25 protein-coding genes are annotated in these 26,080 nt (G+C 73.4%); 13 read left to right on the top strand and 12 right to left on the bottom strand.

Annotation, left to right across the window (positions count from 1 at the left end):
* The first annotated feature begins 29 nt into the window (after nt 1–29).
* The 4 genes from DN069_RS27085 to DN069_RS27075 all read left to right on the top strand — a co-directional run bounded on the left by DN069_RS27085 (nt 30) and on the right by DN069_RS27075 (nt 3,784).
* A complete protein-coding gene (locus DN069_RS27085; protein WP_111505244.1) occupies nt 30–1,529 on the top strand; it encodes an FGGY family carbohydrate kinase in 1,500 nt (499 codons plus the stop codon).
* A 94-nt stretch (nt 1,530–1,623) separates the two neighbouring features.
* Complete coding sequence (locus DN069_RS27080) at nt 1,624–2,772, top strand: ROK family transcriptional regulator (protein ID WP_111505242.1); 1,149 nt, start codon at nt 1,624–1,626, stop codon at nt 2,770–2,772.
* A 166-nt stretch (nt 2,773–2,938) separates the two neighbouring features.
* Nucleotides 2,939–3,091 carry a mechanosensitive ion channel family protein gene (locus tag DN069_RS42925; protein ID WP_424556329.1) on the top strand — a complete coding sequence of 51 codons (153 nt, stop codon included), beginning with the start codon at nt 2,939–2,941 and terminating at the stop codon, nt 3,089–3,091.
* 24 nt (nt 3,092–3,115) lie between these two features.
* Nucleotides 3,116–3,784 (top strand): mechanosensitive ion channel family protein, encoded by a 669-nt coding sequence (locus DN069_RS27075; protein ID WP_424556328.1) that lies wholly within the window; start codon nt 3,116–3,118, stop codon nt 3,782–3,784.
* 21 nt (nt 3,785–3,805) lie between these two features.
* On the opposite strand, the gene DN069_RS27070 is transcribed toward DN069_RS27075, so the two are convergent.
* The 3 genes from DN069_RS27070 to DN069_RS42670 all read right to left on the bottom strand — a co-directional run bounded on the left by DN069_RS27070 (nt 3,806) and on the right by DN069_RS42670 (nt 5,946).
* The gene (locus DN069_RS27070) at nt 3,806–4,132 is read right to left on the bottom strand and encodes a DUF6401 family natural product biosynthesis protein (protein WP_111505240.1); all 327 of its coding nucleotides are present in this window, start codon (nt 4,130–4,132) and stop codon (nt 3,806–3,808) included.
* Between the two features lie 87 nt (nt 4,133–4,219).
* On the bottom strand, nt 4,220–4,984 hold the full coding sequence (locus tag DN069_RS27065; RefSeq protein ID WP_111505304.1) for an ArsR/SmtB family transcription factor: 765 nt from the start codon (nt 4,982–4,984) through the stop codon (nt 4,220–4,222).
* A 98-nt stretch (nt 4,985–5,082) separates the two neighbouring features.
* Nucleotides 5,083–5,946 carry a DUF998 domain-containing protein gene (locus DN069_RS42670; RefSeq protein WP_341538505.1) on the bottom strand — a complete coding sequence of 288 codons (864 nt, stop codon included), beginning with the start codon at nt 5,944–5,946 and terminating at the stop codon, nt 5,083–5,085.
* A 242-nt stretch (nt 5,947–6,188) separates the two neighbouring features.
* Here DN069_RS42670 and DN069_RS27050 point away from each other — a divergent pair, with 242 nt between their 5' ends.
* The gene (locus DN069_RS27050; protein WP_111505238.1) at nt 6,189–7,874 is read left to right on the top strand and encodes a hypothetical protein; all 1,686 of its coding nucleotides are present in this window, start codon (nt 6,189–6,191) and stop codon (nt 7,872–7,874) included.
* Nucleotides 7,875–7,948: 74 nt separating this feature from the next.
* Here DN069_RS27050 and DN069_RS27045 read toward each other — a convergent pair whose 3' ends face one another.
* The gene (locus DN069_RS27045; RefSeq protein WP_111505236.1) at nt 7,949–8,494 is read right to left on the bottom strand and encodes a hypothetical protein; all 546 of its coding nucleotides are present in this window, start codon (nt 8,492–8,494) and stop codon (nt 7,949–7,951) included.
* Between the two features lie 92 nt (nt 8,495–8,586).
* Between DN069_RS27045 and DN069_RS27040 the strand changes: the two genes are divergently transcribed.
* The gene (locus tag DN069_RS27040; RefSeq protein WP_165845651.1) at nt 8,587–9,555 is read left to right on the top strand and encodes an ArsR/SmtB family transcription factor; all 969 of its coding nucleotides are present in this window, start codon (nt 8,587–8,589) and stop codon (nt 9,553–9,555) included.
* Between the two features lie 20 nt (nt 9,556–9,575).
* On the opposite strand, the gene DN069_RS27035 is transcribed toward DN069_RS27040, so the two are convergent.
* Complete coding sequence (locus DN069_RS27035; RefSeq protein WP_207892272.1) at nt 9,576–10,277, bottom strand: response regulator transcription factor; 702 nt, start codon at nt 10,275–10,277, stop codon at nt 9,576–9,578.
* Nucleotides 10,274–11,119, bottom strand: coding sequence for a sensor histidine kinase (locus DN069_RS27030; protein ID WP_111505232.1), 846 nt, complete (start codon nt 11,117–11,119; stop codon nt 10,274–10,276). The genes DN069_RS27035 and DN069_RS27030 overlap by 4 nt, the downstream gene beginning before the upstream one ends.
* Before the next feature lie 153 nt (nt 11,120–11,272).
* On the opposite strand from DN069_RS27030, the gene DN069_RS27025 reads away from it, so the two are divergent.
* Both DN069_RS27025 and DN069_RS27020 read left to right on the top strand, forming a co-directional pair.
* Nucleotides 11,273–12,004 carry an ABC transporter ATP-binding protein gene (locus tag DN069_RS27025; RefSeq protein WP_111505230.1) on the top strand — a complete coding sequence of 244 codons (732 nt, stop codon included), beginning with the start codon at nt 11,273–11,275 and terminating at the stop codon, nt 12,002–12,004.
* A complete protein-coding gene (locus tag DN069_RS27020; RefSeq protein WP_111505228.1) occupies nt 12,001–14,325 on the top strand; it encodes an ABC transporter permease in 2,325 nt (774 codons plus the stop codon). Before DN069_RS27025 ends, DN069_RS27020 begins: the two co-directional genes overlap by 4 nt.
* 47 nt (nt 14,326–14,372) lie before the next feature.
* Here the strand turns inward: DN069_RS27020 and DN069_RS27015 are convergent, their stop codons facing one another.
* The 6 genes from DN069_RS27015 to DN069_RS39515 form a co-directional block, all read right to left on the bottom strand.
* Nucleotides 14,373–15,953: a sialidase family protein gene (locus tag DN069_RS27015; RefSeq protein ID WP_111505226.1), complete on the bottom strand. Its 1,581-nt coding sequence runs from the start codon at nt 15,951–15,953 to the stop codon at nt 14,373–14,375.
* 155 nt (nt 15,954–16,108) lie between these two features.
* On the bottom strand, nt 16,109–16,513 hold the full coding sequence (locus tag DN069_RS27010; protein ID WP_111505224.1) for a hypothetical protein: 405 nt from the start codon (nt 16,511–16,513) through the stop codon (nt 16,109–16,111).
* Between the two features lie 153 nt (nt 16,514–16,666).
* Entirely contained in the window at nt 16,667–17,308 is a 642-nt protein-coding gene (locus DN069_RS27005; protein WP_165845650.1) for a TVP38/TMEM64 family protein, read from the bottom strand.
* Nucleotides 17,309–17,340: 32 nt separating this feature from the next.
* Nucleotides 17,341–17,991 carry a thiaminase II gene (gene tenA / locus DN069_RS27000; protein WP_111505220.1) on the bottom strand — a complete coding sequence of 217 codons (651 nt, stop codon included), beginning with the start codon at nt 17,989–17,991 and terminating at the stop codon, nt 17,341–17,343.
* A 43-nt stretch (nt 17,992–18,034) separates the two neighbouring features.
* On the bottom strand, nt 18,035–18,826 hold the full coding sequence (locus tag DN069_RS26995; RefSeq protein WP_111505218.1) for a DUF4389 domain-containing protein: 792 nt from the start codon (nt 18,824–18,826) through the stop codon (nt 18,035–18,037).
* Nucleotides 18,827–18,999: 173 nt separating this feature from the next.
* The gene (locus tag DN069_RS39515; RefSeq protein ID WP_133260047.1) at nt 19,000–19,248 is read right to left on the bottom strand and encodes a hypothetical protein; all 249 of its coding nucleotides are present in this window, start codon (nt 19,246–19,248) and stop codon (nt 19,000–19,002) included.
* 66 nt (nt 19,249–19,314) lie between these two features.
* Here DN069_RS39515 and DN069_RS26990 point away from each other — a divergent pair, with 66 nt between their 5' ends.
* The 5 genes from DN069_RS26990 to DN069_RS26970 all read left to right on the top strand — a co-directional run.
* Nucleotides 19,315–20,619, top strand: coding sequence for an NsdA family TPR-like regulatory protein (locus DN069_RS26990; protein WP_111505216.1), 1,305 nt, complete (start codon nt 19,315–19,317; stop codon nt 20,617–20,619).
* A 106-nt stretch (nt 20,620–20,725) separates the two neighbouring features.
* The gene (locus DN069_RS26985) at nt 20,726–22,168 is read left to right on the top strand and encodes a family 2B encapsulin nanocompartment shell protein (protein WP_111505214.1); all 1,443 of its coding nucleotides are present in this window, start codon (nt 20,726–20,728) and stop codon (nt 22,166–22,168) included.
* Nucleotides 22,169–22,186: 18 nt separating this feature from the next.
* Complete coding sequence (locus DN069_RS26980) at nt 22,187–23,329, top strand: family 2 encapsulin nanocompartment cargo protein terpene cyclase (protein ID WP_243639777.1); 1,143 nt, start codon at nt 22,187–22,189, stop codon at nt 23,327–23,329.
* A complete protein-coding gene (locus DN069_RS26975) occupies nt 23,326–24,279 on the top strand; it encodes a geranyl diphosphate 2-C-methyltransferase (protein WP_111505212.1) in 954 nt (317 codons plus the stop codon). Before DN069_RS26980 ends, DN069_RS26975 begins: the two co-directional genes overlap by 4 nt.
* A gap of 142 nt (nt 24,280–24,421) precedes the next feature.
* A partial coding sequence (locus DN069_RS26970; protein WP_165845649.1) for a SpoIIE family protein phosphatase occupies nt 24,422–26,080 on the top strand: 1,659 nt, incomplete at its 3' end.

The raw sequence follows: 26,080 nt of genomic DNA, 5'->3' as shown, positions 1-26,080 counted from the left end.
GCCAGGGGAAGCGAGAGGACACAGCAGACATGACCACAGCCCGGATCGTGATCGGGGTGGACAGCTCCACGCAGTCCACCAAGGCGTTGGCCGTGGACGCGGGGACGGGCGCGGTGCTCGGGTTGGGCCGGGCCGAGCACACCGTCAGCACCGGGTTCGGCCGGGAGAGCGATCCGGAGCAGTGGTGGCGGGCGCTGCTGCGGGCCGTCGCCGCCACCGGCTACGCCGAACGCGCCGAGGCCGTCTCCGTGGCCGGTCAGCAGCACGGCCTGGTCACGCTGGACCGGGCAGGTCGCCCGGTGCGCCCGGCGCTGCTCTGGAACGACGTCCGCTCCGCGCCGCAGGCCGAGGCGCTGGTGGCCGAGCTGGGCGCGCGGCGCTGGGCGGAGCGCGCCGGCAGCGTGCCGACCGCCGCGTTCACCGCCGCCAAGTGGGCCTGGCTGGCGGCGCACGAGCCGGCGGCCGCGGCGCGGACGGCCGCCGTCCGGCTCCCCCACGACTACCTGACCGAGCGGCTCACCGGCGTGGCCGTCACCGACCGCGGCGACGCCTCGGGCACCGGCTGGTGGACACCGGAGGGATACGACACCGCGCTGCTGGACCGGATCGGCCTGGACGTCGCGATGCTGCCCGAGGTCCTCTCCCCCGGCGCGCGGGCCGGGGTCGTGCGCGGGAGCGACGGGCCGCTGCGCGCCGGCATCCCGGTCGCGACCGGGACCGGCGACAACATGGCCGCCGCGATCGGCCTCGGGCTCTCCGCCTCGGCCGGCTCGGGGGCAGCCGGCACGGCATCGGCCGGCTCGGGGTCGGCGGGCTCGGCCGTGCCCGTGCTGAGTCTGGGCACCTCCGGCACCGTCTACGCCGCGACCGCCGGGCGTCCGCAGGACGTCACAGGCACGGTCTGCGGCTTCGCCGACGCGCTCGGCGGCTGGCTTCCGTTGGCCTGCACGCTCAACTGCACGCTCGCCGTGGACCGCTTCGCCACGCTGCTCGGCCGGGACCGCGAGGCGGTCGAGCCGGGCGGCGACGCAGTCGTGCTCCCCTACCTCGACGGCGAGCGCACGCCCAACCTGCCGGGCGCCAGCGGCCTGGTCCACGGCCTGCGCCACGACACCACCGCGGGCCAGCTGCTCCAGGCCGCCTACGACGGCGCGGCGCACGCGCTGCTCACCGCGCTGGGCGAAGTGCTGCGCGCGGGCGGCGCAGCCGACGACCCCCAGCAGCCGCTGCTCCTGATCGGCGGCGGGGCGCGCGGGCGGGCCTGGCAGGAGACCGTGCGGCGGCTCTCCGGCCGCCCGCTGCGGATCCCCGCCGCGCAGGAGCTGGTCGCGCTCGGCGCCGCCGCGCAGGCCGCGGCGCTGCTGACCGGCGAGCCGGCCGACGCGGTGGCTCGCCGCTGGGGCACCGCCGACGGCCCCTTGCTGGAGCCGGTCCCCCGGGACGACGTGGCCCTGGCGAAGATCACCGATACGCTGCACCGAGCCGCGACCCTGCAGGCTCCGGCCGGAACCCCGGCCGGCCCCGCGTGATCCGAACGAGCACGGGAACGGAGAAGCGTCCTTGCCCACCGCCTCGCCCGCCGCAACGCCCGAGGGGCCGCGCCGGCCCGCGTCCCAGCAGGGGATGCGCCGTCAGAACCTCGCCCTGGTCCTGTCCACGGTGGCCGCCTCGGGCCCTCTCTCGCGGGCGGCCGTCGCCGGACGCGTCGGGCTCACCCGGGCGGCCGTCTCCAGCCTGGTCGACGAGCTGCTCGGCGCCGGGCTGCTGGTCGAGGGCGAGACACAGGCCAGCGGCAAGGCCGGGCGGCCCGGACGCGCCCTGGCCCTGCACGACCGCGGCCCGGCCGGGCTCGGTCTGGAGGTCGGGCCCGCGCATCTGGGCGCGTGCGTGGTGGACCTGCGCGGTGAGCCGCGGGTGTGGCACCGGGTCCCGGCGCTGAACCGCTCCCGTCCGGCCGAGCAGGTGCTCGGCGAGCTCGCGGAGCTGGCGGCGGCGAGCACGCGGGAGGCGCTGGCGCTGGGCCTGCGGATCGAGGGCGCGGTGCTGGCCGTGCCCGGCGTCCTCGGCCCCGCGCACGACACCGTCGAACACGCCCCCAACCTGGGCTGGCACGGCGTCGTCCCCGCCGAGCACTGGCCCGCGGCGCTGCGCGCGCCCGAGCTGGAGAACGAGGCCAACCTCGGCGCGCTGGCGGAGCTGTGGCGCGGCGGCGAGCCTGCCGACACGCTCGTGCACATCTCGGCCGAGACCGGCATCGGCGCGGCGCTCGTCATCGACGGCCGGCTCTTCCGCGGCGCGGCGGGCTACGCGGGCGAGCTCGGCCACGTGCCCGTGCACACCGACGGCCCCCGCTGCTCCTGCGGCGCGCGCGGCTGCCTGGAGCAGTACGCCGGCGCCCGCGCGGTGCTGCGCGCCGCGGGCGTGCGCGGGACGCACCGCGACCCCGTCGCCGCGCTCGTCGACCGCGCCCGGGAGGGCCACGCGCCGACCCTGGCCGCGCTCACCCGCGCGGGCGAGGCCTTCGGCACGGCGCTGACCTCCGCGGTCAACCTGGTCGACCCGGCGGCGATCGTGCTCGGCGGCGCGTACACCGAGCTCGCCCCCTGGCTGCTGCCCGCGATGACCACGGAGCTCACGGCCCGGGTCCGGGTCCGCCCCTGGGATCCGGACACCCTGCGCCCCTCCCGCCTCGGCCGCCGCGGCCCCCTCCTCGGCGCGGCGCTGCTGACCACCCAACGCGTCATCACCGACCCCGCCCGCCTCTGGGACTGACCCCGGTCCCCGGGGGCGCGGGGCGCGCCCAGGTGGGTGGCCTTCGGACGGGGCGTCACCCGGGCGGCTCCGCCGACGGGCGCACGATCCGTGACCGGGCAACGCTGGATCCACCATCGGGGGATCGGCGCGCCCACGGGGGCGCCTCAGCACGGAGGTCGGGGCAGTGACCAACCAACTCTTGACAGCGGCGCACGGCCAGGCACAGCAACTGGCGCTGTCCGTCGACTTCGGAAGCGGCTTCACCAACGCCTTCAACAAGGTGATCTCGTTCGTCCCGAAGTTCATCGGCTTCCTGGCGATCCTGGTCATCGGGTGAATCATCGCCCGCTTCATCGGCAAGGTGCTCGACCGCTTCATGCGCAGGCTCGGCTCGGAGAAGGTCGCCGAGCGGGCGGGCATCGCCCGGACCCTGCAGGGGTCCAAGTACGACATGACCGGGATCATCGCCAAGGTCGTCTACTACGCGATCCTGCTGATGACCCTGCAGCTCGCCTTCGGCGTCTTCGGCCCCAACCCGATCAGCAACATGATCGCCGGGATCGTCAACTGGCTGCCCAAGGGCCTGGTCGCCATCGTCATCGTCGTGGTCGCGATGGCCATCGCCAACGCGGTCCGTGACATCGTCGGCAACGCGCTGTCCAACGCCTCCTACGGCCCCGCGGTCGCCCGGATCGCCTGGGCCGTCATCGTCTTCCTGGGCGCCATCGCGGCGCTGGGTCAGGCGGGCATCGCGACCGCGATCACCGGCCCGCTGCTGATCGCCGCGCTCGCGGCGGTCGTCGGCACGGTGATCGTCGGCTTCGGCGGCAGCATGATCAACCCGATGCGGTCCCGTTGGGAGCGCTGGCTCGGCTCGGCCGAGCAGGAGACCGCTCGCCTGCGCGGCGGCGGCAGCGCCTACCAGGCCGGCCGCGAGGACGCGATGCGCAACCAGCCGGCGCGGGACATCGAGTCCAGCCGCGGCGACCGGGGCGAGCAGGGCGGTGGCGAGACGCCGCCGATGGCCTGACCGCGCGCGGTCGGTGGAGGGTCAGGCGGCGTCCGGCTCCAGCAGCCGGTGCTCGCGGACCAGCCAGCAGACGGCGGTGAGCCGGCACACGGCGTAGTCGTGGCCGACCGGCTCCCGCCAGCCGATCTCCTCCAGCGCGTCCAGGAAGCCCAGGGCGTAGTCGGAGAGGTCCTCCGGGTCCGGCGCCTCGGCCGTCAGGTCGGGCGACGGGCCCCGCAGCCGTTCCCGCAGATCGGCGACGTGCTGGTCGACGGCCGCGACGAAGCCCGGCTCGAAGGCGAACTCGGCGAAGCGCGTGCCGTACGCGTCGGCGAGTCGAGCCAGGGGCGCGAACCGTATCTCGGACATGCGTTCCAACATACGGTCCCGGATGCGCGCCGTGACCGGCCCAAGGCCCCCGAACGATGAGACCTTCGGCACAGCCCTCCGCGCGGCTCAGGCCTTGGCCGGCGCCATCTCCCAGGGCTGCTGCGGCAACACCTCGCCCGTCTCCAGCAGCGACTTGAGGTTGGCGAGGACGGCCGGCCAACCGTGCGAGACCGCGCCGAGCGCCTCCGCGTCGGCCAGGTTCTCGTGGGTGACGGTGAGCCGGACGATGTCCTGGTGCGGCTCGACGAGGAAGGTGACGACGGAGGGGTCGTCGCCGTCGTCGAAGGTGATCACCAGCCGGGTGGGCGGCTCCGCCGCAAGCACGCGGCCGACCACGTCGGCGACGCCGGAGCCGTCGGTGCGCACGTGCTCCCAGCGGGAGCCCTGCCGCCAGTCCGAGACGTTGGCGTGGCCCCAGAAACGGGCGGTCAGGTCGGCCGAGGTCAGGGCCTCCCAGACCTGCGCGGCGGAGGCGCGGACATAGGTGACGTAGACATAGGTGGGGACGCTGGGGACGCTCATGGCGCGCTCCTCTGCCAGGTGCTTGACGGCGCTGATCACCTGCAGGCGGGGACGGTCGAACTCCGAGATCCACCGCTGCTCGATCTCGTGGATCGGCGCTGGATTGAGGTAGTGGAGCCGCTCCCGGCCGCGCCGGACCACGGTGACCAGGTTCGCCCGGACCAGCAGGTCCAGATGCTGGGTCGCGGACTGGCGGGTCATCGCCAGGCGCTCGCACAGCTCGCGCAGGGTCTGGCCGCTCTGCTCGCGCAGCCGGTCCAGCAGCAGCCGCCGCGTCGGATCGGCCAGCGCCTTGAAGGCGGCGTCCAGGCCGGCTTCGTCGGGACTGGGGGGCAGGCTCACTCTGCAATTATGCAGGCATTCACCTGCATAATGTCAACGCCCCAGCCAGACGCCCCGCACCGCCGCTACGACCACGTCCGCGCGTCGCCACCCACCCAGGTCACCTGCGTCGGGTCGTCGAGGTTCACGTCCTGGTGGCCGCGGTCCCGGCAGAGCCGCAGGACGTCCTCGGGGCGGAAGGCCGGGCCGGCGTCGTAGCCCTGGATCTCGACACGACGGAAGGGGCGGGGCCCGCGCACGACCGCGTGCACGGTGACCAGTGTGTTCGCGCTCATGCCTCCAGCCTGCACCCGGCCGCCGCCCCAGGCATCCCGGACCGCGACGGCCTCCGCCACCGGGTGGCGGCCCCAGGCCGGGAGCAGGAGGGAGGTCACGACGACCAGTGGCCACAGTGCCTGCCCGCCGGTCAGCACCCGTTCGGCCAGGCCCGCCGCGCCATGGCCCCACTCCTCCTCGGCGAACCAGAGCGCGCCGAGCAGGAACACCACCGAAACCGCGACGGAGAGCCCCGGCTGGAGCGCCCAGGACTCACGGTCGCGCCGTCGGTACGCGGCGAACGCCGGCCAGACCGCGAGGCAGCAGTAGCCGACCACCACGGAGGCGCTGTGCCGCATCGAGCCGCCGCTGAGCGGCACCGGCGAGAAGGCGACCAGGAGCGCCGCCACTCCCCCGGCGGCCAGCGCGAGCCGCCCGGCGATGCCCGCGGCGCGCAGCCCCAGCGCGGTGACGAGGTGGCACAGGCCGAGTACGCCGATGGCCCCGGCCATCAGCCACGGATCGACGGCCCCGGTGCCGGCCAGGGCGCTGATGGTGTCCGTCAGCGGGTCGTAACCGGGCCCCTGCAGGGTCGCCGCCACCAGCCAGCCGCTGACCAGCACCAACGGCGCGACCGCCGAGGACATCACGGCCCACCATGCAACAGGTCGCACCAACCCACGGTAAGCACGCCGCCCGCGCTTCGCAGTGGTCCCACGCGGAGAAATGTGCAGATTTCTCCTACTTTGGCGGCCGGCCTCACCATCCGTCCCGCCGACTCCGAGCTGAAACGGAGTCAGTCAGTTCTCTCGACAAGGCTCACAGGCATCACCTAGGTTCGCCTGCGGCTTGAGATCCGGCCGGTACCAGGGCACCGCTCCCGGCAGCGTCGCCGCGAGCGGAGAGGGAGGAGCTCGTGGGTCCACGGAACGTCAAGAAGAAACTGCAGGTGGGCATTTCGGCGCTGACGGCGCTGGCTGCCCTCACCGTCGCCCCCGTCGCGGCCAACGCCGCCGCCTCCGGGACGACGACCGCGGGAAGCAGCGCGGGGACGGCCGGCACGCACGCCGCCCACCACGACTGCGGCAGCAACATGAGCTGGTGCACCGAGGTCGAGGACAGCGAAACGCTCTACGGGGAGGGCCACTACGTCGGGCACGACGAGCCCTCCGTGCTCTTCTACAGCAACAAGGCCGGCTCGGGGAACAACGACACCTACACGGTGCGCCTGCCCACCGACCCGAAGACCCAGCCGAAGCAGGACGGCTCGGGCAGCACCTGGAACTTCCAGCTGCACCCCGCCTTCTGGTTCGGCATGGCGATGTGCGACGACCAGTCCGCCCCCGGACCGGGCCAGGGCAACGCGGCCTGCAAGCCGGACTCGGACAGCAACATCTACAACGACAGCGACCCGGCCTCGCCGCACTACATCGGCAAGCACCCGGGCGGCGCGTACATGGAGATGCAGTTCTACCCGCCCGGCTGGGCCCCGTGGCCGGCCGGCAGCAGCTGTGACGCCACCAAGTGGTGCGCCGCGCTGAACATCGACAGCCTCTCCCGGAACTACAACACCGGCGTCGACAACAACGCGTCCTGCCTCAACGCGGCGGGCGTCGAGTACGTCAACTTCGCCTTCCTGACCAAGAACGGGCAGGCGACCTCGCCCGCCGACCCGACCAACAACAACCGCTTCAACCTCGACGCGGCGCACGACTACTTCATGAACTCCGGCGACGTGCTGAAGCTGCACATGTTCGACACCGGCGCCGGGTTCAAGGTCGAGATCGACGACCAGACCGCGCACAGCCGGGGCTCGATGACCGCGTCCGTGGCCAACGGCTTCGCGCAGCTCAAGTACGACCCGACGGCGACCAGTTGCACCACGCTCCCGTCCGCCTACCACCCGATGTACTCGACCTCCAGCGAGCAGACCCGGGTGCCGTGGACGGCCCACTCGTACAGCACCGCCTACGCGGACGAGACCGGCCACTTCGAGTACTGCGCCGCGGCCGACCCGAACACCGGCAACTGCACACAGGCGGCCGGTGGTTCGACGCTCGACGCGGACGACAACGGCTGCTTCAACCCGAGCGACTCGCTGCTGGCCCGGATCGGCGGCTGCGTCGGCAACGCGCCGACGGACGACGACTACAACGGCGTGCCCTACCAGCTGACCTGGCCCGGCACCGGGAACCCGGCCGCGGACCGGGCGACCAAGCCGTCGCCGATCATCTTCTCCAGCCCGACCTTCCGCGACGGACAGCAGTTCCAGCGGGTGGCCTTCGAGACCGACCTCCCACGGATCGAGGACAACGGCACCCTGCCCGTCCCGTGCAACCGCACGACCGGCGCCAACTGCGTCAACCCGCCGCCCGGCGCCCAGTTCTACCCGTACTTCACCACGACCCGGATGGACGGCTCGTGCGTGTGGCAGGAGGGCGGCGCCCACATCCCCGGCACGACGAACCACTTCGGCGGCTCCTCGCAGGCGGAGTTCGGCGGGCTGCTCGGCCTGGTCTACCCCGGGGTCGGCGGACCGCACTACCTCTACAACGACTTCCGGAACGTGCTCGACGGCAACCCCTGCCGCAACGCGCAGTAGGGGTCTGACGGAACAGGGCGCGGGACGCCGTACGGCGTCCCGCGCCCTGCCCACGTCGTGGGCCCTGCCGTACGTCAGGTGAGCTCGGCGCAGAGGTCCTCCGTGGTTCCGTCGTGGGCGGAGACGTAGGAGTGGTGGGCGGTGTCGATCTGCAGGGTGATCCTTCCGTTCAGGATCCAGTAGCCGGGCGCGGAGTACGGGTTGCCCGGGTGGATGCCCATCCCGAAGTGACCGGAGATCACCCAGGTCTGGCTGCCGTCGGCGTGGTAGTACAACCACCCCACCCCGGTCAGGTTCTCGTCCGCCGACCTGCCGTTGGACTCGTTGGTGTAGCGGACCACGAGCTGACCCTTGATCTCCTGCTCCGTGGGCTCCCCCGAGCTGTCCACGGCCAGAGTGCGGATCTCCTCGCGGTCCGACACCGGAACACCCGTCAGGGTGAAGGCACAGGCGGTGCCGGCAGGATCGGTGAACGTGCCGCTGCGGTACGGCTGCCAGGGACCGGGCTGGTCCTGCGGCGCTGCCGCGGAGGCCGCCGCCGCCGGGAGGGCGAGGCCGAGGGCGAGTCCGCCGGCGAGCAGCGCGCCGACGGTGCGGCGGGTTCTCTGGGACGTCTTCATGCGTCGAGACTGCGCCTGCCGCAACCGCGACGCGATCCTTTCGGGCACGGTCGAATCGTGCCAGGCTGAGGAGGGCTTCGAGGGGGATGGCCATGCTGCGGATGCGTTTCACACCCGAGGACCTGCTCCGGGTGCGCTTCGCGCCCGCGCCCTCACCGTTGGTGGAGGGCATGCTGGCGCTGACGCTGGTGCGCGCCGGCAGCCCGGACCAGGCCCTGGCCCGCTGGCGACACCGATTCGCCGGTGAACTCCCCTCCGCGGTCGGCGGATTGCTCGAGCTGTTACGTCCCGACGACGGCCTCGGACCGCTGTTCCTCGATCCCCCGCTGCCCGACGGCGAGGACGCGCTCGCGCATGTCCTCGGCACGCCACGGGCGCTGGTGGACGAGGATCTGCGGTACACCTGGCGCGGTCTGGCCCAGCTGCCGCCGCGCGCCGTCGCCCTCGCGGCCGGAGAGGCGCGTGCCTGGCGGGAGTTGCAGCTCTCCCTCGACGCGCTGCTGCGCCGTGTGCTTCCCCCCTGGTGGCCCCGGATCCAGGCCGGGTTCGCGGCCGACGTCGCCTGGCGCGCGCAAGTGCTCATCTCCCAGGGGCTGCAGGCGATGCTGGCCGGTCTGGTCCCGGGAGCCGACTGGGAGGACGGCACCGTCCTGCGGCTGCCGCGCCCCGGCGGCGACGCCCACCTCACGCTGTCCGGACGCGGCCTCACCCTGATGCCGTCCCTGCTGTGGCGCGGCACGCCGCTGCGGGCCCCCCACCCGGACGGCTCGCTGCTGCTGGTCTACCCGGCGCTGACACCGCTGCCGCTGGTCCCCCCGCCGGAGGCGGGTGCGGATCCGCTGGCGGCGCTGCTCGGTCCGACCCGCGCCCAGGTGCTGCAGTTGCTGGCCCGGCCGCAGACCACCGGGGGCCTGGCCCGCCACCTCGGCATCAGCGCGGCGACCGCCTCCGACCACGCCAAGACCCTGCGCGCGGCCGGGCTGGTGGCCACCGCCCGGGACGGCAAGTACGCCCGCCACACCTGCACCACGCTCGGCGCCCGGCTGCTCGCCGGGAGTTGAGCCCCCGCTCAGGCTCCGCGCTACGAGCCCGGCCTGACCAGGCCCGTCTCGTAGGCGAGGACCACCGCCTGGGCGCGGTCGCGGAGGGCGAGTTTGTTGAAGATGCGGGCCACGTGGGTCTTCACCGTCGCCTCGCTGAGGGTGAGGGCGGTGGCGAGCTCGCCGTTGGAGAGGCCGCGGCCGACGAGGGTGAGCACCTCGCGTTCGCGTGGGGTGAGCGCGTCCAGCGCGGGGGTCGCTGGAGCGGCCGGCTGGGGGCCGGGTGCGCGGTCGGCCGAGGCGAAGCGTTCGACCAGGCGGCGGGTGATGGAGGGGGCCAGCAGCGCGTCGCCGGTGTCGACCAGGCGGACGGCCGCCGCGAGGTGCGTGGCGGTGACGTCCTTGAGCAGGAAGCCGCTCGCGCCGGCCGCCAGTGCCGCGTAGACGTAGCGGTCCAGGTCGAAGGTGGTGAGGATGAGCACCCGGCAGGCGGGGTCGGCGGCCAGCACCCGCCGAGTCGCCTCCAGGCCGTCGAGGTTGGGCATGCGGATGTCCATCAGCACGACGTCCGGACGCAGTCGGCGCGCCGCCGCCACCGCCTCGACGCCGTCGGCGGCCTCGCCGACCACCTCGATGCCGCGGCTGGTGAGGATCAGCCGGAAGCCGGTGCGGATCAGCTCCTGGTCGTCGGCGATCAGTACGCGCGGCACCCGCTCGGTCTCAGCCGCCTCCGGCGTACTCACGCGCGCTCCAACGGGATCCGGGCGCGGACCCGGTAGCCGCCGCCGAGCCGGCGCCGGGCGTCGAGCTCGCCACCGTAGACGCCGACCCGCTCGCGCAGGCCCATCAGGCCGCGTCCCGCACCGGGGTTGGCGGTCCTGGCGGGCGCGCCCTCGCCCCCCAGGAGAACGCTGGCGCCGGTGGTGAGCACCTCGACGCGCAGCGAGGCGTCGGCGTAACGGACCGTCACCTCGGCCCTGCCACCATCCCCGTGACGCAGGGCGTTGGTCAACGCCTCCTGGACGATGCGGAACGCGGTCACGTCCACGCCCGCCGGCAGGCGCCGCGGCTCGCCCAGGATCCGCACCTCGACGGGGACTCCTGCGAAGGAGACGCGGTCCACGAGCGAGCCCAGCCGGTCCAGGCCGGGCTGGGGTGCGAGGCCCTCGGGGAGCTCCCCGTCCGCGGCCCCTGCTGCCTCTCCCTCCGGCTCGGAGCCGTCCTGCGCGGGGGCCAGCAGGCCCAGCAGGTGCCGCAGTTCCGTCATCGTGTCGCGGCCAGCGTCCTCGACGGCGCGCAGCGCCGCCGCCGCCTCGTCGGGCAGCACGGCCAGCACCTCGCGGGCCGCGCTCGCCTGGACGACCATCAGGCTGACGTTGTGGCTGACGATGTCGTGCAACTCCCGCGCGATCCGCGCCCGCTCCGCCGCGACGGCGGCCTGCGCGGCGTTCTCGCGCTCGCGTTCCAGCAGCCAACCCCGGTCCCCGAGCGCCCGCCGCCCGGCGCGGCGCTCCCGCACCAGGGCCACGCCCAGCCATCCCGCCGCCACGCACGCCACGACGAGCACCGCGACCAGCCCGTCCATCCATGATCCCCGCACCCGGCCACCCTCCCAGATCCAGCGGCGGCACGCGTCGTACGGCGGGTGCAGGCGCCTACATCCACGGGATGACGTGCGGCCCGGCTTGCACCCGGGGTGGGATGCCCGGGCGGCCCCGCCGACCGTACGTTGCGGGGCATGACGAGTCGATCGGTGAACGAAGCCGCCGCGAACGGCGCCACGCCCAAGGTGGTGGTGCGACTGGAAGAGGTCCGCAAGGAGTTCGGTGAGGCCGAGGCGTTGGCCGGGGTCTCCCTGGAGATCCGCGCCGGAGAGGCGGTCGCGGTGATGGGCCCCTCGGGCTGCGGCAAGTCCACGCTGCTGAACATGGTCGCGGGGCTGGACCGCCCGTCGAGCGGCCGGGTCGTGGTGCACGGGGAGGACCTGACCGGGCTGAACGAGACCGGGCTCGCCCTGTTCCGGCGGCGCCGGATCGGCATGGTGTTCCAGTTCTTCAACCTGCTCGACGACCTCTCGGCCCTGGACAACGTGGCGCTGGCGGCCCAGTTGACCGGCACGCCGGCCCGCCAGGCGCGCCGCCGCGCGCAGGAACTGCTCGACGAGCTCGGCATCGCCGACCGCCGCAACGCCTACCCGGCGGTGCTGAGCGGCGGCGAGCGCCAACGGGTCGCGGTCGCCCGCGCGCTGATGAACCGTCCGGCCCTGCTGCTGGCCGACGAGCCGACCGGGGCGCTGGACAGTCACGCGGGCGAGCAGGTGATGGACCTGCTGCTGGACCTGAACCAGATCGGGCAGACGCTGCTGCTGGTCACCCACGACCCGCGGCTGGCGACCCGGTGCGCCAACCGCGTCGTCGACCTCGCCGACGGCCGGGTGGCCGGCGAGCGCAGCCTGGAGCGGGCCGGATGAGGGCCGTCTGGCAGGCCGCCCGCGCGGCGGTGCGGCGACGCAGGCTGCAGACCCTCGTCATCGCCCTGGTGGTGTTGGTCTCGACGATGACGATCGTGGTCGCCCTGGGGCTGCTGGACGCTGCCACGGCGCCGTTCGAGCGGGCCTTCGCGCGGCAGCAGGGCGCGCAGGTGACCGCGACCTTCGACGCGGCCAAGACCCGGCCCGGGCAACTCGCGGACACCACACGCATGCCGGGCGTCGCGGCGGCCGCCGGGCCGTTCGACCAGGCCGTGGCGACCCTGGACCAGCCGGTGACCGTGCACGACCCCGGCCCCGTCACCGTCGTGGGCCGCGCCGATCCGGCCGGCCCGGTGGACCGGGTCAATCTGTGGTCGGGCCACTGGGCCACCGGGCCCGGGGAGGTGGTGTTCAGCTCGCCCCCGGGCCTCGACCACGACGGACCGCACGCGGCGCTGGGCAGCCGGGTCACCGTCGGCGGCGTCCCGCTCACCGTCGTCGGGCTCGCCTCCAGCGTCAGTCAGAGCGCCGACGCATGGGTGTCGCCGAGCCAGATCACGGCTCTGCACCCGACCTCCGTGCAGCTGCTGTACCGGTTCGCGCACGCGGACGGCGACGCCGAGATCCGGGCCGACACTGCCGCGCTGCGGGCCGCCGTGCCCGGCGGGGCGCTCACCGCCACGCAGTCATACCTCGACCTCGAACGGGCCGTGGAGCACGTCCCGAGCGCCTTCGTTCCGTTCCTCATGGTCTTCGGGATCCTCGGGCTGCTGGTCTCCGCGCTCATCGTCGGCAACGTGGTGAGCGGCGCGGTGGTCTCCGGCTTCCGCCACATCGGGGTGCTGAAGGCGCTCGGCTTCACCCCGAACCAGGTGGTGGCGATCTACCTGCTCATGGTGTCCGTGCCGGCGGTCGTCGGCTGTCTGCTCGGCACCGCGCTGGGCGACCTGGCCGAGCAACCGCTGCTGCAGCAGATCTTCCACGGCGTCGACGGGGCGTTCCTTGCCGACAGCCTGGGCCTGAGCGCGTGGGTGAACATCGTCGCGCTGCTCGGCATGCCGCTGCTGGTGGTCCTGGCCGCGCTGCTGCCGTCGCTGCGGGCCCGCGGCCTGTCCGCGGCACGGGCGATCAGCGCGGGCAGCGCGCCGCGCGGCGGCCGGGCGCTCGGCATCCAGCGGCGGCTGTCCGCGACGCGGCTGCCGCGTTCGGTCAGCCTGGGCCTCGGCCTGCCGTTCGCCCGCCCCGGGCGCAGCGCGCTGACCCTGGCCGCGGTGGTCCTCGGCGTCGCGACGGTGACCTTCGCGAACGGGCTGGCCGCCACGATGACCGCCTACGGCAACGCGGAGGAGGGCAACGGCAGCTACCAGGTGGAGGTGGACACCGGCCGCGCGGAGTTCGGCATGACGCCACCGACGCACACCGATCCGCAGATCCAGTCCCTGCTCGGCTCGCTGCCCGGCGCCGTGCAGGTGACTGCCACCACCTACGCCCCGGCCCGCCTGGCCGGTCACGCCAAGGGGCTGAACCTCAGGGCGTACCGGGGCAGTTCCGCCGACGTCGGAGCGCTGGTGGTGCAGGGGCGCTCGTTCCACGGGCCCGGCGAGATCGTCGCGCCGCCCGGTTTCCTGGAGGAGTGGGGGGTGTCGCTGGGTGACCGGCTGACCCTGCAGACCGCCGGTCGCCAGGAGCCGGTGACCGTCGTCGGCGAGACCCTCTCCGGCGACCCCGACTACGTCTTCACCGATTGGTCCACCGCGCTGGCCGTGAGCCCGACCCTCACCGGCCGCCAGTACCTGGTGAGGCTCGCGTCCGGCACCGACGTGGGCGCGTACGGCCGAGCGGTGCGCGCCGCGGACCCCGGTCTGCGCCCGTCGGCCAAGGTGACGGTCAACGCCGGAGCGACGACCGCCATCGCCTCCTCGACCATCCTGACGCTGCTGTTGGGCGCGGTCGCGGCGCTGGGTGTCTTCAACACCGTGGTGCTGAACGCCCGGGAGCGCCGTCGCGACCTCGGCATGCTGAAGTCGATCGGCATGACGCCACGTCAGGTGACGGTGATGATGGTCGCCTCCATGGGCGCGCTGGGCCTGGCCGGTGGCCTGTTGGGCGTCCCGCTGGGCGTGCTGGCGCACGCGTTGGTCGTGCCGATCACCGGCCGGGCCGGCGGGATCGCCTTCCCGGCCCCCATGGTGGAGGTCTGGCACCCGGGCGCGATCGCCCTGCTCCTGCTCTCCGGCGTGGTCCTGGCGACCCTCGGCGCGCTCATCCCCTCCCGGGCGGCGGCACGGCTGACCATCGCCCAGGTGCTGCACAACGAGTAGCACTGAGGGGCGCGGGGACCTCTCGGTCCCCGCGCCCCTCGACCAGCTCAGCGACGCAGTCGGTCGAAGACGCGGGCGACGCCGCTCTTCCCCGTCGCGGTGAGCTTCGGGCCGACGAAGCCGCCCGGACCGTGCAGGCTCGACGGGCTGTAGAGGCCCGAGAAGGCGTCCGCGGTGTTCACGCCCGCCGCGGGCGTGTTCGTCTCCACGAGGACCGGGCGCACGAACGGGCCGTCCGTCGTCAGGCCCGCGTAGTCGCCGAGCATGTGGCCGCCCGCCATCGGGGCGAGCAACCAGTCGAAGACCGGCGTGATCTGACGCTCCACCGGGTTCGCCTCCCCGCCGCGCGGGAAGGTGAGCAGCCACCCCGCCGTCGGCAGTGTGGTGACGTTGCCGGGCTGCAGGTAGCGCAGGTCGTAGTAGGTCACCGCGACGGTGCCGTGCGCGTCGACCGTGATGGTCGGCGTGAACGCCGGCGTGTTGGGCGACTGGTTCAGGCGCACCGGCGCCGACCAGGTGCGGCCGTGGTCGGTCGAGTGGACCAGCTGGACCTGGTCGAACTTGCCGCCGCTGAAGTCCGAGCCCTCGTAGGCCAGGTAGAGCTCACCGGTGACCGGGTCGATCGCGACACTGCCGAGGCCGCCGCCCGCGCGCAGCGAACCGTTCGGGTCGGTGGGCAGGTTCGGGTCGACCTCGTTGACGGAGCTGTCCTTGGTGACCCGGGCGGGCTTGCTCCAGGTGCGGCCCTGGTCGTGCGAGGTCACCATCGCGTAGTGGCTGTCCAGCACGGTGTTCGCGGTGGCGTCGGTGTAGGTGATGCTGGTGAAGAAGTCGTAGAGCGTGCCGGAGTGGCGGTCCACGACGATGACGTTGCCGATGGTCTGCGAGTTCGGCACCGCCGTGGTGTCGACGAACGGCCGGGCCTTGGACCAGGTACGGCCACCGTCACGGGTGACGGAGAGGTACGCGGGACCGGTGAAGCTCGCGTTCGCTCCGGTGGTCTGGTCGAGGCGGTCCCACACCTGGTAGGCGACGCCGGCGTGGTTCGGGTCGGCGGTGACGGAGTTCTTGTCGTTGCCGATCGCCGCGTCGTTGTCGTCGATCAGTTTGGTGAGGTGCTTCCAGGTCCGCCCACCGTCGTAGGAGGTGGCGGCGGCGACGCCGTTGCGGTTGGTGGCGGCGTCGAAGACCAGCGCGCTGGCGTAGGCGGTGCCGTCGGGCCCGAAGCTCACCCAGGCGTCGGAGGCGCGCTGGTAGTCGAGCCCGCCGGGCGTGCAGTGGGTGAACGGCAGGGCCACGTGGTGGAAGTGCTTCCCGTCGCTGCTCCAGCTCTCGGCCACGCCGCGCGCGCCACCGCTGGACCAGCGGTCCTGCTGGTACATCGAGATGACCTGGTGCGGGTCGCGCGGGTTGGCGGCCACCCACGGCTCGTCCGCGGTACCGGGGTAGTTGGTGCCTGTTCCGTCGCCGCTGATGTTGCAGGAGGCGTAGGGGTCACCCGGCGAGACCCTGCCGAGGTAGCCGCTGTGGCCGTTACCGGCCGCGCCGGCCGGTGCCGCTGCGGAGGCGACGACCGCGAGTGCGGCGCACGCGACGGCGGCGAGTGAAGCCCTGGTACGGATGCGCATGAAACCCCCGAATGTGTCGGTTCTCGTCAGTTCTCGACTGTGCGGGCCCGTGCTGCACCGCGGGCCTGACGGCCCGTCGGGACGCGGAGAGCCTACCTGTGACGGACCGGTAGGGATACGGTGAACACCACGATCCGGGGTAGCACCCCACGCGTTCAGTCGATCAGCGGCACCCGCCGCGCGGCGTACGCGCGATGCAGGGGCACGGCGGTGATCAGCACGAAGAGGCCGAACACCGTGACGGCGGGCAGGCCGGTCAGCTTCAGGTACGCCGCGGGGTGACGCAGCAGGTCGTCCCAGCAGAGCCACCAGAAGGCGACCGTGTCGCAGAGCAGCACCGCCGGCCCCAACCACGCCGCGGCCCGGCTCCGGCGGAGCATCAGCAGGAGCACCAGCGGATCGAGCAGCAGCTCCGCGTGGAAGAACAGCTGGATGACGATCGGCTCACCCCGGAACGCGTGCAGCCCGCCCTGCACCAGGTACCAGACGTGCATGCACGCGCCCTCGGCGAAACCGATCGCCCAGATCCAGCGGATCCAGCGCGTCCCGTACGCCCTCACGCGAGCGCCGCGCGGAGGGCACGGCGCAGCGCCTCCCACCCCGCGCGTCCCCGGCCCGGCCTGCGGACCTCCAGCTCGTACGGCTCGCGCATGCGCGCCCCTCCCCCGTGGCGTGTGTGTCGTACTCGCACCATGATGCCGGTTCGAACGTGGTTACGGCTGCGCCGCCCGGCGACGCAGGCGAGGGGCGAGGGTGACGCAGGTCAGCAGGGCGAGGGCGGCGAGGGAGGACCAGGTGCCGGTGGCGCTGGGGGCGGAGGCCGTGGCGCCCGCGAGGACGAGGGCGGCGGTGCCCGGGACGACGCCGAGGGCGGTCGCCGCAGTGAAGGGGGCGAGGCGGGTGCCTCCCACCGCGCAGCCGTAGTTGATCGCGGCGAAGGGCAGCACCGGCAGCAGCCGCAGCGCCAGCACCGAGCGGAAGCCGCGGTCGCTCAACTCCCGGTCCAGCGTGGACCAGCCGCGACGCTCCAGGAATCCGAGGCGTCGTCCGCGCAGAGCCGCGCGGCCCAGCAGGAACGACGCGGCCGCGCCGAGGGTCGTCGCGGCGACGGCCAGCGGCAGGCCCTCGGCCAGGCCGAACCACGCGCCCGCCGCGAGGTTCAGCACCGGCTTGGGCACCAGCGCGACCGTCGCGGCGGCGTAGAGCAGCACGAACGCGGCGCCCGCCGACACGGCCGGCAGGGAGGAGAAGGGGTCGGACCGGGCGAGCAGATGGGTGGCGAACCGCTGCGCCTCGGAGGCGCCGAGCACCGCCGTCACGGCCACGACCGCCGCGGCGAGGACGAGCAGGGCCACACGCCGTCGACCGGCCAGACGCCGTCGACCGGTCAGACGGGCCAACGCTCGCCCTGCCAGGCCGCGTCCCAGAACATCCACTCGTAGCGGGAGGAGGTGACGAACCGCTCGCGCATCCGCGCCCGCTCCGCCGGGGAGACCTCGGCGCCCAGGGCGTCGGTCAGCTCCAGGACCCGGCGGACGACGGACTGGAAGGCCTCGTCTCCGTAGGCCGCGATCCAGCGGGCGTAGAGCCGGTCCGGGGAGGACTTCTCCAGCAGGTGCGCGCCGACCCGGGCGTAGATCCAGTAGCAGGGCAGCACCGCGCCGACCGCCTCGGCGTAGCTGCCGCCGTGGGCGACGGCCAGCAGGTGGCTGGTGTAGGCGCGGGTGGTCGGCAGGACCAGCTGCCCCAGCTCCTCGCCGAGCTCCGCGCCGAAGCCCGCCAGCATCTCCTGCTCGGCCGCGAGCGCACCGACCGCGTCCTCGACGAAGGCCTGCAGCGCCGCCGCCTGCGGGGCGCGCGCCCCGCACAGGGCGAGGGCGCGGGCGTAGTCGCGCAGGTAGAGCGAGTCCTGCTCGACGAAGTGCCGGAACGCCGGGCGCGGCAGCGTGCCGTCGGTCAGCCCGCGCACGAAGGGGTGCTGCAGGATCTCGGCGTAGATCGACTCGATGTCGGACCACAGGTCGTCGGTGAGGCTCATGCCGCAGACCCTGCCATATCCGGCCGGGCGCGGCCGATCCGGGTCAGTGGGCGGGACCGGCGCCGGTCGTGGCCGTGGTGCTGTTGCTGTTGTTCCCCGAGTTCACCGCCGAGCTCCAGGCGGAGTTGGCCAGGCCCAGCACCAGGAAGACGACGACCAGCACCTTGGCCCCGGTGGACAGCAGCAGCGGCCGGCTCGCCGAGCGGCGTTCCGCCAGCGCGAGCGACTCGTCACCGAAGAGGCGCTTGGGGTAGGCCGCGGTCAGCATCGACGCGTAGGCGCCGAACCGCATGGCGAAGCGGACGGTGGCCGCGGTCGCGCCGAAGGCGGGCTCGGGCAGCCGGCCCAGCACCAGCGTGACGATCCAGATGACCAGGGCGACCACGTACCAGCCGGTGGTGACCAGGCTCTGCACGATCCCCGCCGGGATCATCAGGATCAGCCGGAAGAGCACCGCGAGCCGGTTCAGTTCGGCCGGACGGACGTCGACCTGCACGGTGTAGCCGGGCGCGTCGAAGGCGAAGGGCGGGTACTGGTCGACCAGCAGCATGCTGTAGGCGGAGACCCGGGTCTGGTAGATCAGCAGGCCGGTGAGGTAGCGGGCGATCGGCCCGGGCAGCCGGCCCAGCACGAGCGCGGCGAACCAGCCGGCGACGACCACGAAGAAGCCGACGAAGCCCAGCACCGCCAGCACGATGTAGTGCGGGATCGCCAGCAGCCAGCGCAGCAGCACGGTCCAGCGCCGCTGCGCGGCCGGCGCGGGCACGTCGAGCTCCGGGAGGACCTCGCCGTTCGGCATCGGGGGCGGGGGCGCCCACAGCTGCTGCTGAGCCATGGCCAGCGTCCTCTCTGGAGTGACGAGTCCCGGGGACGGGTCCGGGTGACGAGCCGTCGGATGGTCAGCATCGCCCGCGCGGACGGTGAGCGCGCGCCGGACTGGCCCGGATGGCGGAGGCACGGGGCCGGGGGCGCACAGTGGGTCGTCCGGCGCTTCGAACGTGCGCCCCTTCACCACGCCGTGCGCCGGTCCGACGACCGAGGTCGAACGGCCTCCGCCGACCGCTTCTGATCGATCTTGGTCGTCGAGCGCCCACCCGGGACGCCCACGGTCACCACTGGCGTCGTGTACATGTCGAACATGACCGGTTGACGGATCGTCCACGGCTTGTCATGGCCAAGCGCGCGTGAGGCGGGTGCGCCGGGCCGCGCTCCTTTGCGCTGCGCGACCCGCGCGTCGATGCGGACGGAACGGTTCATCTATCGGACGAGGACCCGCGAACGTGAGCCGGTCCCCACCCCTCAGGACCGGAGGACTGCACGACCATGGCGCCACGGCACCCCAACGCACGCCTGCGTGCGCTCGCCCAGGAGGCCGGCTGGAGCGGAGCCGCTCTCGCCCGAGCCGTGAACCGGGCGGGAGCCGAGATCGGCCTGACGCTGCGATACGACCGCACCTCCGTCGCCCACTGGATGGGCGGCACCCGCCCGCTGGCCGCCGTCGCGGCCGTCGTCGCCGAGACGCTCGCCCGGCAGCTCGGGCGTCCGCTGCACCTCGCGGACGTCGGCTTCGCCCCTGCGCCCACCGCATCGGATGAGGGTCCGACGCCCCGGACGGCCCTGCACGACCTCACCGAGCTCGACACCGTCCAGCCGCGTACGCGCCCCTACCGGCTCGCCGCGCCCACCCCGGTCTCCTTATCCGCCCCCGGCTCCGCGCACGGGACGACCGGTGCGGCAACGGAGCGGGTGACGGTCTCCCACACGCGCGCCGCGCAGGACATGCTGCGGACCTTCACCACCGTCGACTCCGCCTTCGGTGGCGGGCACTCGCGCGCGGCCCTCACCGGCTTCCTGCGCAGCAGCGTCGCCGGTTGGCTCGCGGCGCCGGCCGCGCCCAAGGCGCGGCGGGAGCTGCTGCTGGTCTCCTCCGCGCTCGCCTGCCTGGCCGGCTCCATGTGCTTCGACGAGCACCGGCAGGGCGTCGCTCAGGGCTACTACCAGGCCGCCACCCTGCTCGCGGCCGAGGCCGACGACCCGACCGGCCAGGCCGCTGCGCTGCGCGGGCTGAGCGTGCAGGCCCAGGCGCTCGGGCACCGCGAGCACGCCCTGGAGCTCGCGGAGGCCGCCTCCGCGCTGCGCACGCGGCTGCCGACCTGGCTCGCGGCGGCTGTCACCGGACAGCTGGCCGTCGCCGCGGCGGCGCGCGGGGAGCGGCGGCGCGCGCTGACCGTGCTGCAACGTTCCGCCGAACTGCTGGGCCGTTCCGAGGGCGCCGGTGACTACCACCGGGCCGCCCACGAGGACCACGAGTCGGAGGTCCTCAGCGCCCTCGGCGACCGGGCCGGCGCGGTCGCCGCCCTGCGGCGCTCCCTGCAGCTGCGCCCGCCGGAGGAGCGCCGGACGCGGGCGGTCGGCGCCGCCCGCCTGGGCGAACTGCTGCTGGACGGGGGCGCGTTGGAACAGGCCTGCACCGCCTGGCACGCCTTCCTTGACGACTATCCGCTGCTGCGCAGCGCGCGGGCGGACCGCGCCGTGCGCACGCTGCGCAGCAGACTGCGGCCCTTCCACTCCACCGCGGCGGGCCGCGGCCTGCTCGGCCGGGTCCAGCAGGTGTGCGTCCAGGCCTGAGGGCCCTACCGGCCCGGCCTGTTCAACGCCGCGCAACTTTCAACACCCCCACCCCCCGCGCCACCCCCACAGCCAACTCACGTGTCGCTTACTGGAATCACGCCCGATGACCGAGGAGGTCGCACTCATGTCCATGGAGGCCACGGAGAGCCCCGCAGGGGTCGACGGAGCTCCCGACCAGCAGAGCCTCAGTACCCGCGCCGCGCGCAACCTGGCGACCACGACCAAGTCCACACCGCAGATGCAGGGCATCAGCTCACGCTGGCTGCTCAAGAACCTGCCGTGGGTCAACGTCGCCGGCGGCACCTACCGCGTCAACCGGCGGCTGACGCTGGCGGTGGGGCGCGGACGCGTCGGGTTCGTGCAGGGTGGGGCCGACGACGTGCGGATCGTGCCGGAGACGCTGCGGGAGATCCCCGCGCTGCGCGACTTCGACGACATGGCCGTGCTCGAGGAGCTCGCCTCCCGGTTCCAGGTGCGGGACTTCCACGCGGGCGAGGTGCTCGTCGAGGAGGGCTCGCCGATCGAGGAGGTGTTCATCGTCGCCCACGGCCGGATCGACCGGCTGGGCACGGGCAAGTACGGCGACACCAACGTCCTCGGCGTGCTGACCGACGGCGACCACCTCGGCGACGAGGCCGTGCTGACCAGCGACCCGCTCTGGCTGCACACCGCACGGGCGTCGACGTCCGGCACCATCATGGTGCTGCCCTGGTCCGGCGTGCTGGACCTGTTCGACCGCGCGCCGCAACTGCGGGACCACATCCAGCGGTTCGTCGCCGAGTCGCAGCGCGCGACGAACAGCAAGGGCGAGGCGCCGATCGACCTCAGTGCGGGCCACGACGGCGAGCCGGTCATCCCGAACACCTTCGTGGACTACGAACTCGCCCCGCGCGAGTACGACCTGAGCCTGACTCAGACGGTGCTGCGGATCCACTCCCGGGTCGCGGACCTCTACAACAAGCCGATGAACCAGACCGAGCAGCAGCTCAAGCTGACCGTGGAGGCGATCCGCGAGCGGCAGGAGTGGGAGCTGGTCAACAACCGGGAGTTCGGGCTGCTCCACAACACCGCCTACGACCAGCGGGTCAGCACCTGGTCCGGGCCGCCCACCCCGGACGACATGGACCAGCTGCTCAGCATGCGGCGCAGCACCACCATGTTCCTGGCCCACCCCAAGGCGATCGCGGCGTTCTTCCGCGAGTGCAACCGGCGCGGCCTCTACCCGGACACCATCGACCGCAACGGCCACCGGATCCCGGCCTGGCGCGGGGTGCCGATCTACCCCTGCGGCAAGCTGCCGATCGAGGACGGGCACACCACCTCGATCATGGCCATGCGCATGGGCGAGGACAACCAGGGCGTGGTCGGCCTGCACCAGTTGGGCCTGCCGGACGAGGTCGAGCCGAGCCTGAACGTCCGCTTCATGGGCATCGACGAGAAGGCGATCATCTCCTACCTGGTCACCGCGTACTACTCGGCGGCGATCCTGGTCCCGGACGCGATCGGGATCCTCGAGAACGTCGACATCGCGGCTCCGCACGCGTAGGCAAGGACGGGAACCACGATGCTGCACCTCGACGAGGGGCTGCTGGGGCGCATCCTCTCCGGCCCGGCCGGTCCCGGCACCACCGCCGTCCGGCTCTTCCGGGAGGCCGAGGCGGCCCCGGAAGCCGCCGCGCCGGATCCCCTGGCACCCGAAGCCCCCGAGGCCCCGGAAGCTCCCAAGGCGACCGGCAGCGCGGTCACCGTGCCGCCGCTCTACTGCCCGGAGGCGGTCCGCGACGACCCGGCGCTCGGGCGGGTCGTCAACGACCGGCTGGTGGCCTGGGCGGACGAAATGGGGCTGTTCCAGGGCCGCTTGGAGCGGTTGCGCTCGCACGACTTCGGCCGGCTGTTCATGCTGGCCCACCCCGACACCGACGACCCGGACCGGCTGCTCGCCGCGGCCCGGTGCGGGCTGGCGGAGTGGGCGGTGGACGACCACTGGGTCGACGAGGGCGAGGACACCAGGCCGGAGTTGATCGGCAACCGGGTCGCCCTCGCGCACGCGGTCGTCGACCCGGTGCGTCTGCCACCGCGCTACTACGGGCAGTTCGAGCAGGTCGTCGCCGCCGAGCCGGTGCTGAAGGCGTTCCGCTCCGCGCTGACGCTGCTGTCGACGATCGCCAACCCGACCCAGGTCGCCCGGCTGCGGCACGAGTTGGCCATCATGTTCGTCGGCTACGGCCAGGAGGCGGAGTGGCGGATGTCCGGCCGCACGCCGGCCGTCTGGGAGTACCTGCTGCACCGGTACGAGAACGCCTTCTTCCCGTGCATGGTGCTGGTCGACCCGGTCGGCGGATACGAGCTGCCCGCCCACGAGTTCGCCGACCACCGGGTGCGCCGCACCTACCTCTACGCCGGCGTCGCCAACGTCCTCCTCAACGACCTGTACTCGATGGCCAAGGAGGACCCGACCGACACCAACCTGCCCAACCTGATCGCGGCCGAGGACGGTTGCACCCTCCAGGAGGCGGTCGACCAGGCGGCGCTGATCCACGACGAGTTGATGCACACCATCGAGGCCGAGTCCGCCGCGCTCAGCGCGCTCGGCTCGCCCGAGCTCAAGCGTTTCCTCGCGGGCGTCTGGGCCTGGATGGGCGGCAGCCACACGTGGCACCGCACCAGCGCCCGCTACCACGGCGGCGACGGCGCTGCCGCCGCATGAGCCACCACCCGCTCCACCAGCACGACCTGCTCCACCAGCACCACATCACGATCACCGAGAACCGGAGACAAGAAGCTGTGATCCTCAGCGAGAAGAGTGCTGTCCTCCCGTCCCAGTCCGTGCGTACCAGCCCCTACCAGGACTCCGTCGCGGCCTACTGGAACGCCGAGCGCAACCCCGTCAACCTGCGCCTGGGCGAGGTCGACGGCTTCTACCACCACCACTACGGCATCGGTGAGCCCGACTGGTCCGTCCTGGAGGGACCCGAGGACACCCGCGAGGAGCGCACCGTCCGGGAGCTGCACCGGTTGGAGAGCGTGCAGGCGCAGCTGCTCGCGGACCATCTGGGGCCGATCCCGGCCGACGGCCGCCTGCTCGACGCCGGCTGCGGCCGCGGCGGCGGCAGCCTGGTCGCCAACCAGCGCTTCGGCTGCCAGGTCGACGGCATCTCCATCTCCAGCCACCAGGTCGAGTTCGCCAACCTCCAGGCCAAGGAACACGGCGTCGCCGACAAGGTCCGCTTCCACCTGCGCAACATGCTCGACACCGGCTTCGAGACCGCGGCCTTCGACGGCATCTGGAACAACGAGTCCACCATGTACGTCGAACTCTCCCAGCTCTTCGCCGAACACGCCCGCCAGCTCAAGCGCGGCGGCCGCTACGTCACCATCACCGGCTGCTACAACGACACCTACGGCCTCCCCTCCCGCGCGGTGAGCGAGATCAACGCCCACTACATCTGCGACATCCACCCCCGCAGCACCTACTTCAAGGAAATGGCCGCCAACCGCCTCGTCCCCGTCAGCGTCATCGACCTGACGGCCGCGACCATTCCCTACTGGGAACTGCGCGCCCAGTCCCACCTCACCACCGGCATCGAAAAGGCCTTCCTCGACGCCTACAAGGACGGCAGCTTCCAATACCTCCTCATCGCCGCCGACCGCATCTGACGGCGCGCCGATAGCCCAGGCCGGGACGTAGTCGCCATAATCGGGTGATCTGATGTGATCAACCGATCACCAGTCGGCGACTACGCCCCGGCCCTCGGGCGCGTGCGGCAGCATGAGGCAGGCGTTCGTGGAACGGGGACAGGTGGAACCGGAGCCATCAGCTCTGGCACAGGAGGCGCGGCCGCTGCTGCCGGAATCCGTGCGGGCCGCCCGCGCCGGCGCCTTCCACTGGGATCTGGCCACCGGCGCCCTGCACTGGGACGACGCGGTCTGCGACCTCGTCGGGGTGGCCCCGGAGGACTTCAACGGCCGGGCCGAGGCGTTCTTCGCCGCCCTGCACGCCTCCGACGCGGCGCGGCTCGCGGCCGCCACCGCCGAGGTGCTGGAGCGCGGCGGCCGGTACCGCAACCGCTACCGCATCGTGCAACGCGAGGGCGGCGTGCGGCGGATCGAGGAGCGTGGCGAGGTCCTGCTCGGTCCGGACGGGCGGCCCGCGCGCGTGGTCGGCCTGGTCATCGACCGCACCGACGACGGCCCCGACCCCGGCTACCCGGCCCACGCCACACCGTCGTTGACGGGCCCGGCGCCCGACCCGCCGGATCCGTCCGCCCCGCCCGCAGCCCCGTCCACCGCCCCCGGGCCCGATGACGACCCGCAGAGCGCCGACAGGTTCCTGCTGACGATCACCCGCGCGCTCTCCCGGGCCACCACCGCGGCCGACGTGATGCGGGTGCTGACCGACATCGCCCGGCCGGCTCTCAACGCCGAGACCTTCCTGATCCACCTCACGCCTGACGGCGAGCTGGTCAACCTCGGCGCCCGCCCGCTGCACCAGCCGCAGCCCGAGGCACTGCACCCGCTGCGTCCCGCCGCCACGGCGGTGATGCGGCGGGCGATCGAGCAGGAGCAGCCGGTCTTCGTCGAGGGCGTCTCCGCGCCGCCCCCGCCCGGGCAGCGCCCGCTGGTCCGCTCCTGGGCGGTGCTGCCGCTGATCGCGGCGGGCGACCGCATAGGCGGCTGCATCGTCGGCTACTCCGGCGTGCGCCGCTTCGACGAGGCGCTGCGGGCCACGTTCACGGCGCTGAGCGGCATCATCGCGCACGCCCTGTGCCGCGCCCTGCACTTCGACGCGGCGCACCAGCGTGCCACCGAACTGCAGCGCGCGATGCTGCCGCGCCGCGTCCCGGACATCGCGGGCCACACCGTCGCCGCCCGCTACCGGCCGGGTACGGCCGGGATGGAGGTCGGCGGCGACTGGTACGAGGTGCTGGAGCTGGACCACGACGGCGCGGGCGAGCGCGTCGGCCTGGTGATCGGCGACGTCCAGGGCCACAGCGCGCACGCCTCCGGCGTGATGGGCCAACTGCGCGTCGCGCTGCGGGCCTTCGCCCGCGAGGGCCACGACCCCGGCGTGGTGCTCGAACGCACCGGCCGGCTGCTCGCGGAGCTCGACACCGGCCTCTTCGCCACCTGCTGCTACGTCACCCTCGACACGGCGACCGGCCGCCTCCTCGCCGCCCGCGCGGGCCACCCGCTGCCCGTGCTGACCGGCACGGACGGCGACCCGCGCGAACTCGACCTGCCGGGCGGCCCACCCCTGGGCATCGACCCTTCGGCGCACTACCCGCTGACCGAGCACCACCTCGCCCCGGGCGGGACGCTGCTGCTCTACACCGACGGCCTGATCGAGGAGCGCACCGAACCCTACGACGACTCCGTCGCCCGCCTGCTCACCCTCCTGCGCACCGCCCACACCACCGCCCCGGCCCTGGAACCCCTCGCCGACACCCTCCTCGACGCC

The organism is Streptacidiphilus pinicola, assembly GCF_003258295.1.
GTDB lineage: Bacteria > Actinomycetota > Actinomycetes > Streptomycetales > Streptomycetaceae > Streptacidiphilus > Streptacidiphilus pinicola.
This window is presented reverse-complemented; position numbering and strand designations above follow the sequence as displayed.

Coding starts and splice junctions, on each gene's coding strand:
- DN069_RS27085 (WP_111505244.1), top strand. CDS start 30: ATGACCACAGCCCGGATCGTGATCGGGGTGGACAGCTCCACGCAGTCC.
- DN069_RS27080 (WP_111505242.1), top strand. CDS start 1,624: ATGCGCCGTCAGAACCTCGCCCTGGTCCTGTCCACGGTGGCCGCCTCG.
- DN069_RS27070 (WP_111505240.1), bottom strand. CDS start 4,132: ATGTCCGAGATACGGTTCGCGCCCCTGGCTCGACTCGCCGACGCGTAC.
- DN069_RS27045 (WP_111505236.1), bottom strand. CDS start 8,494: ATGAAGACGTCCCAGAGAACCCGCCGCACCGTCGGCGCGCTGCTCGCC.
- DN069_RS27040 (WP_165845651.1), top strand. CDS start 8,587: ATGCTGCGGATGCGTTTCACACCCGAGGACCTGCTCCGGGTGCGCTTC.
- DN069_RS27030 (WP_111505232.1), bottom strand. CDS start 11,119: ATGGACGGGCTGGTCGCGGTGCTCGTCGTGGCGTGCGTGGCGGCGGGA.
- DN069_RS27025 (WP_111505230.1), top strand. CDS start 11,273: ATGACGAGTCGATCGGTGAACGAAGCCGCCGCGAACGGCGCCACGCCC.
- DN069_RS27020 (WP_111505228.1), top strand. CDS start 12,001: ATGAGGGCCGTCTGGCAGGCCGCCCGCGCGGCGGTGCGGCGACGCAGG.
- DN069_RS27015 (WP_111505226.1), bottom strand. CDS start 15,953: ATGCGCATCCGTACCAGGGCTTCACTCGCCGCCGTCGCGTGCGCCGCA.
- tenA (WP_111505220.1), bottom strand. CDS start 17,991: ATGAGCCTCACCGACGACCTGTGGTCCGACATCGAGTCGATCTACGCC.
- DN069_RS26995 (WP_111505218.1), bottom strand. CDS start 18,826: ATGGCTCAGCAGCAGCTGTGGGCGCCCCCGCCCCCGATGCCGAACGGC.
- DN069_RS39515 (WP_133260047.1), bottom strand. CDS start 19,248: ATGAACCGTTCCGTCCGCATCGACGCGCGGGTCGCGCAGCGCAAAGGA.
- DN069_RS26990 (WP_111505216.1), top strand. CDS start 19,315: ATGGCGCCACGGCACCCCAACGCACGCCTGCGTGCGCTCGCCCAGGAG.
- DN069_RS26985 (WP_111505214.1), top strand. CDS start 20,726: ATGACCGAGGAGGTCGCACTCATGTCCATGGAGGCCACGGAGAGCCCC.
- DN069_RS26980 (WP_243639777.1), top strand. CDS start 22,187: ATGCTGCACCTCGACGAGGGGCTGCTGGGGCGCATCCTCTCCGGCCCG.
- DN069_RS26975 (WP_111505212.1), top strand. CDS start 23,326: ATGAGCCACCACCCGCTCCACCAGCACGACCTGCTCCACCAGCACCAC.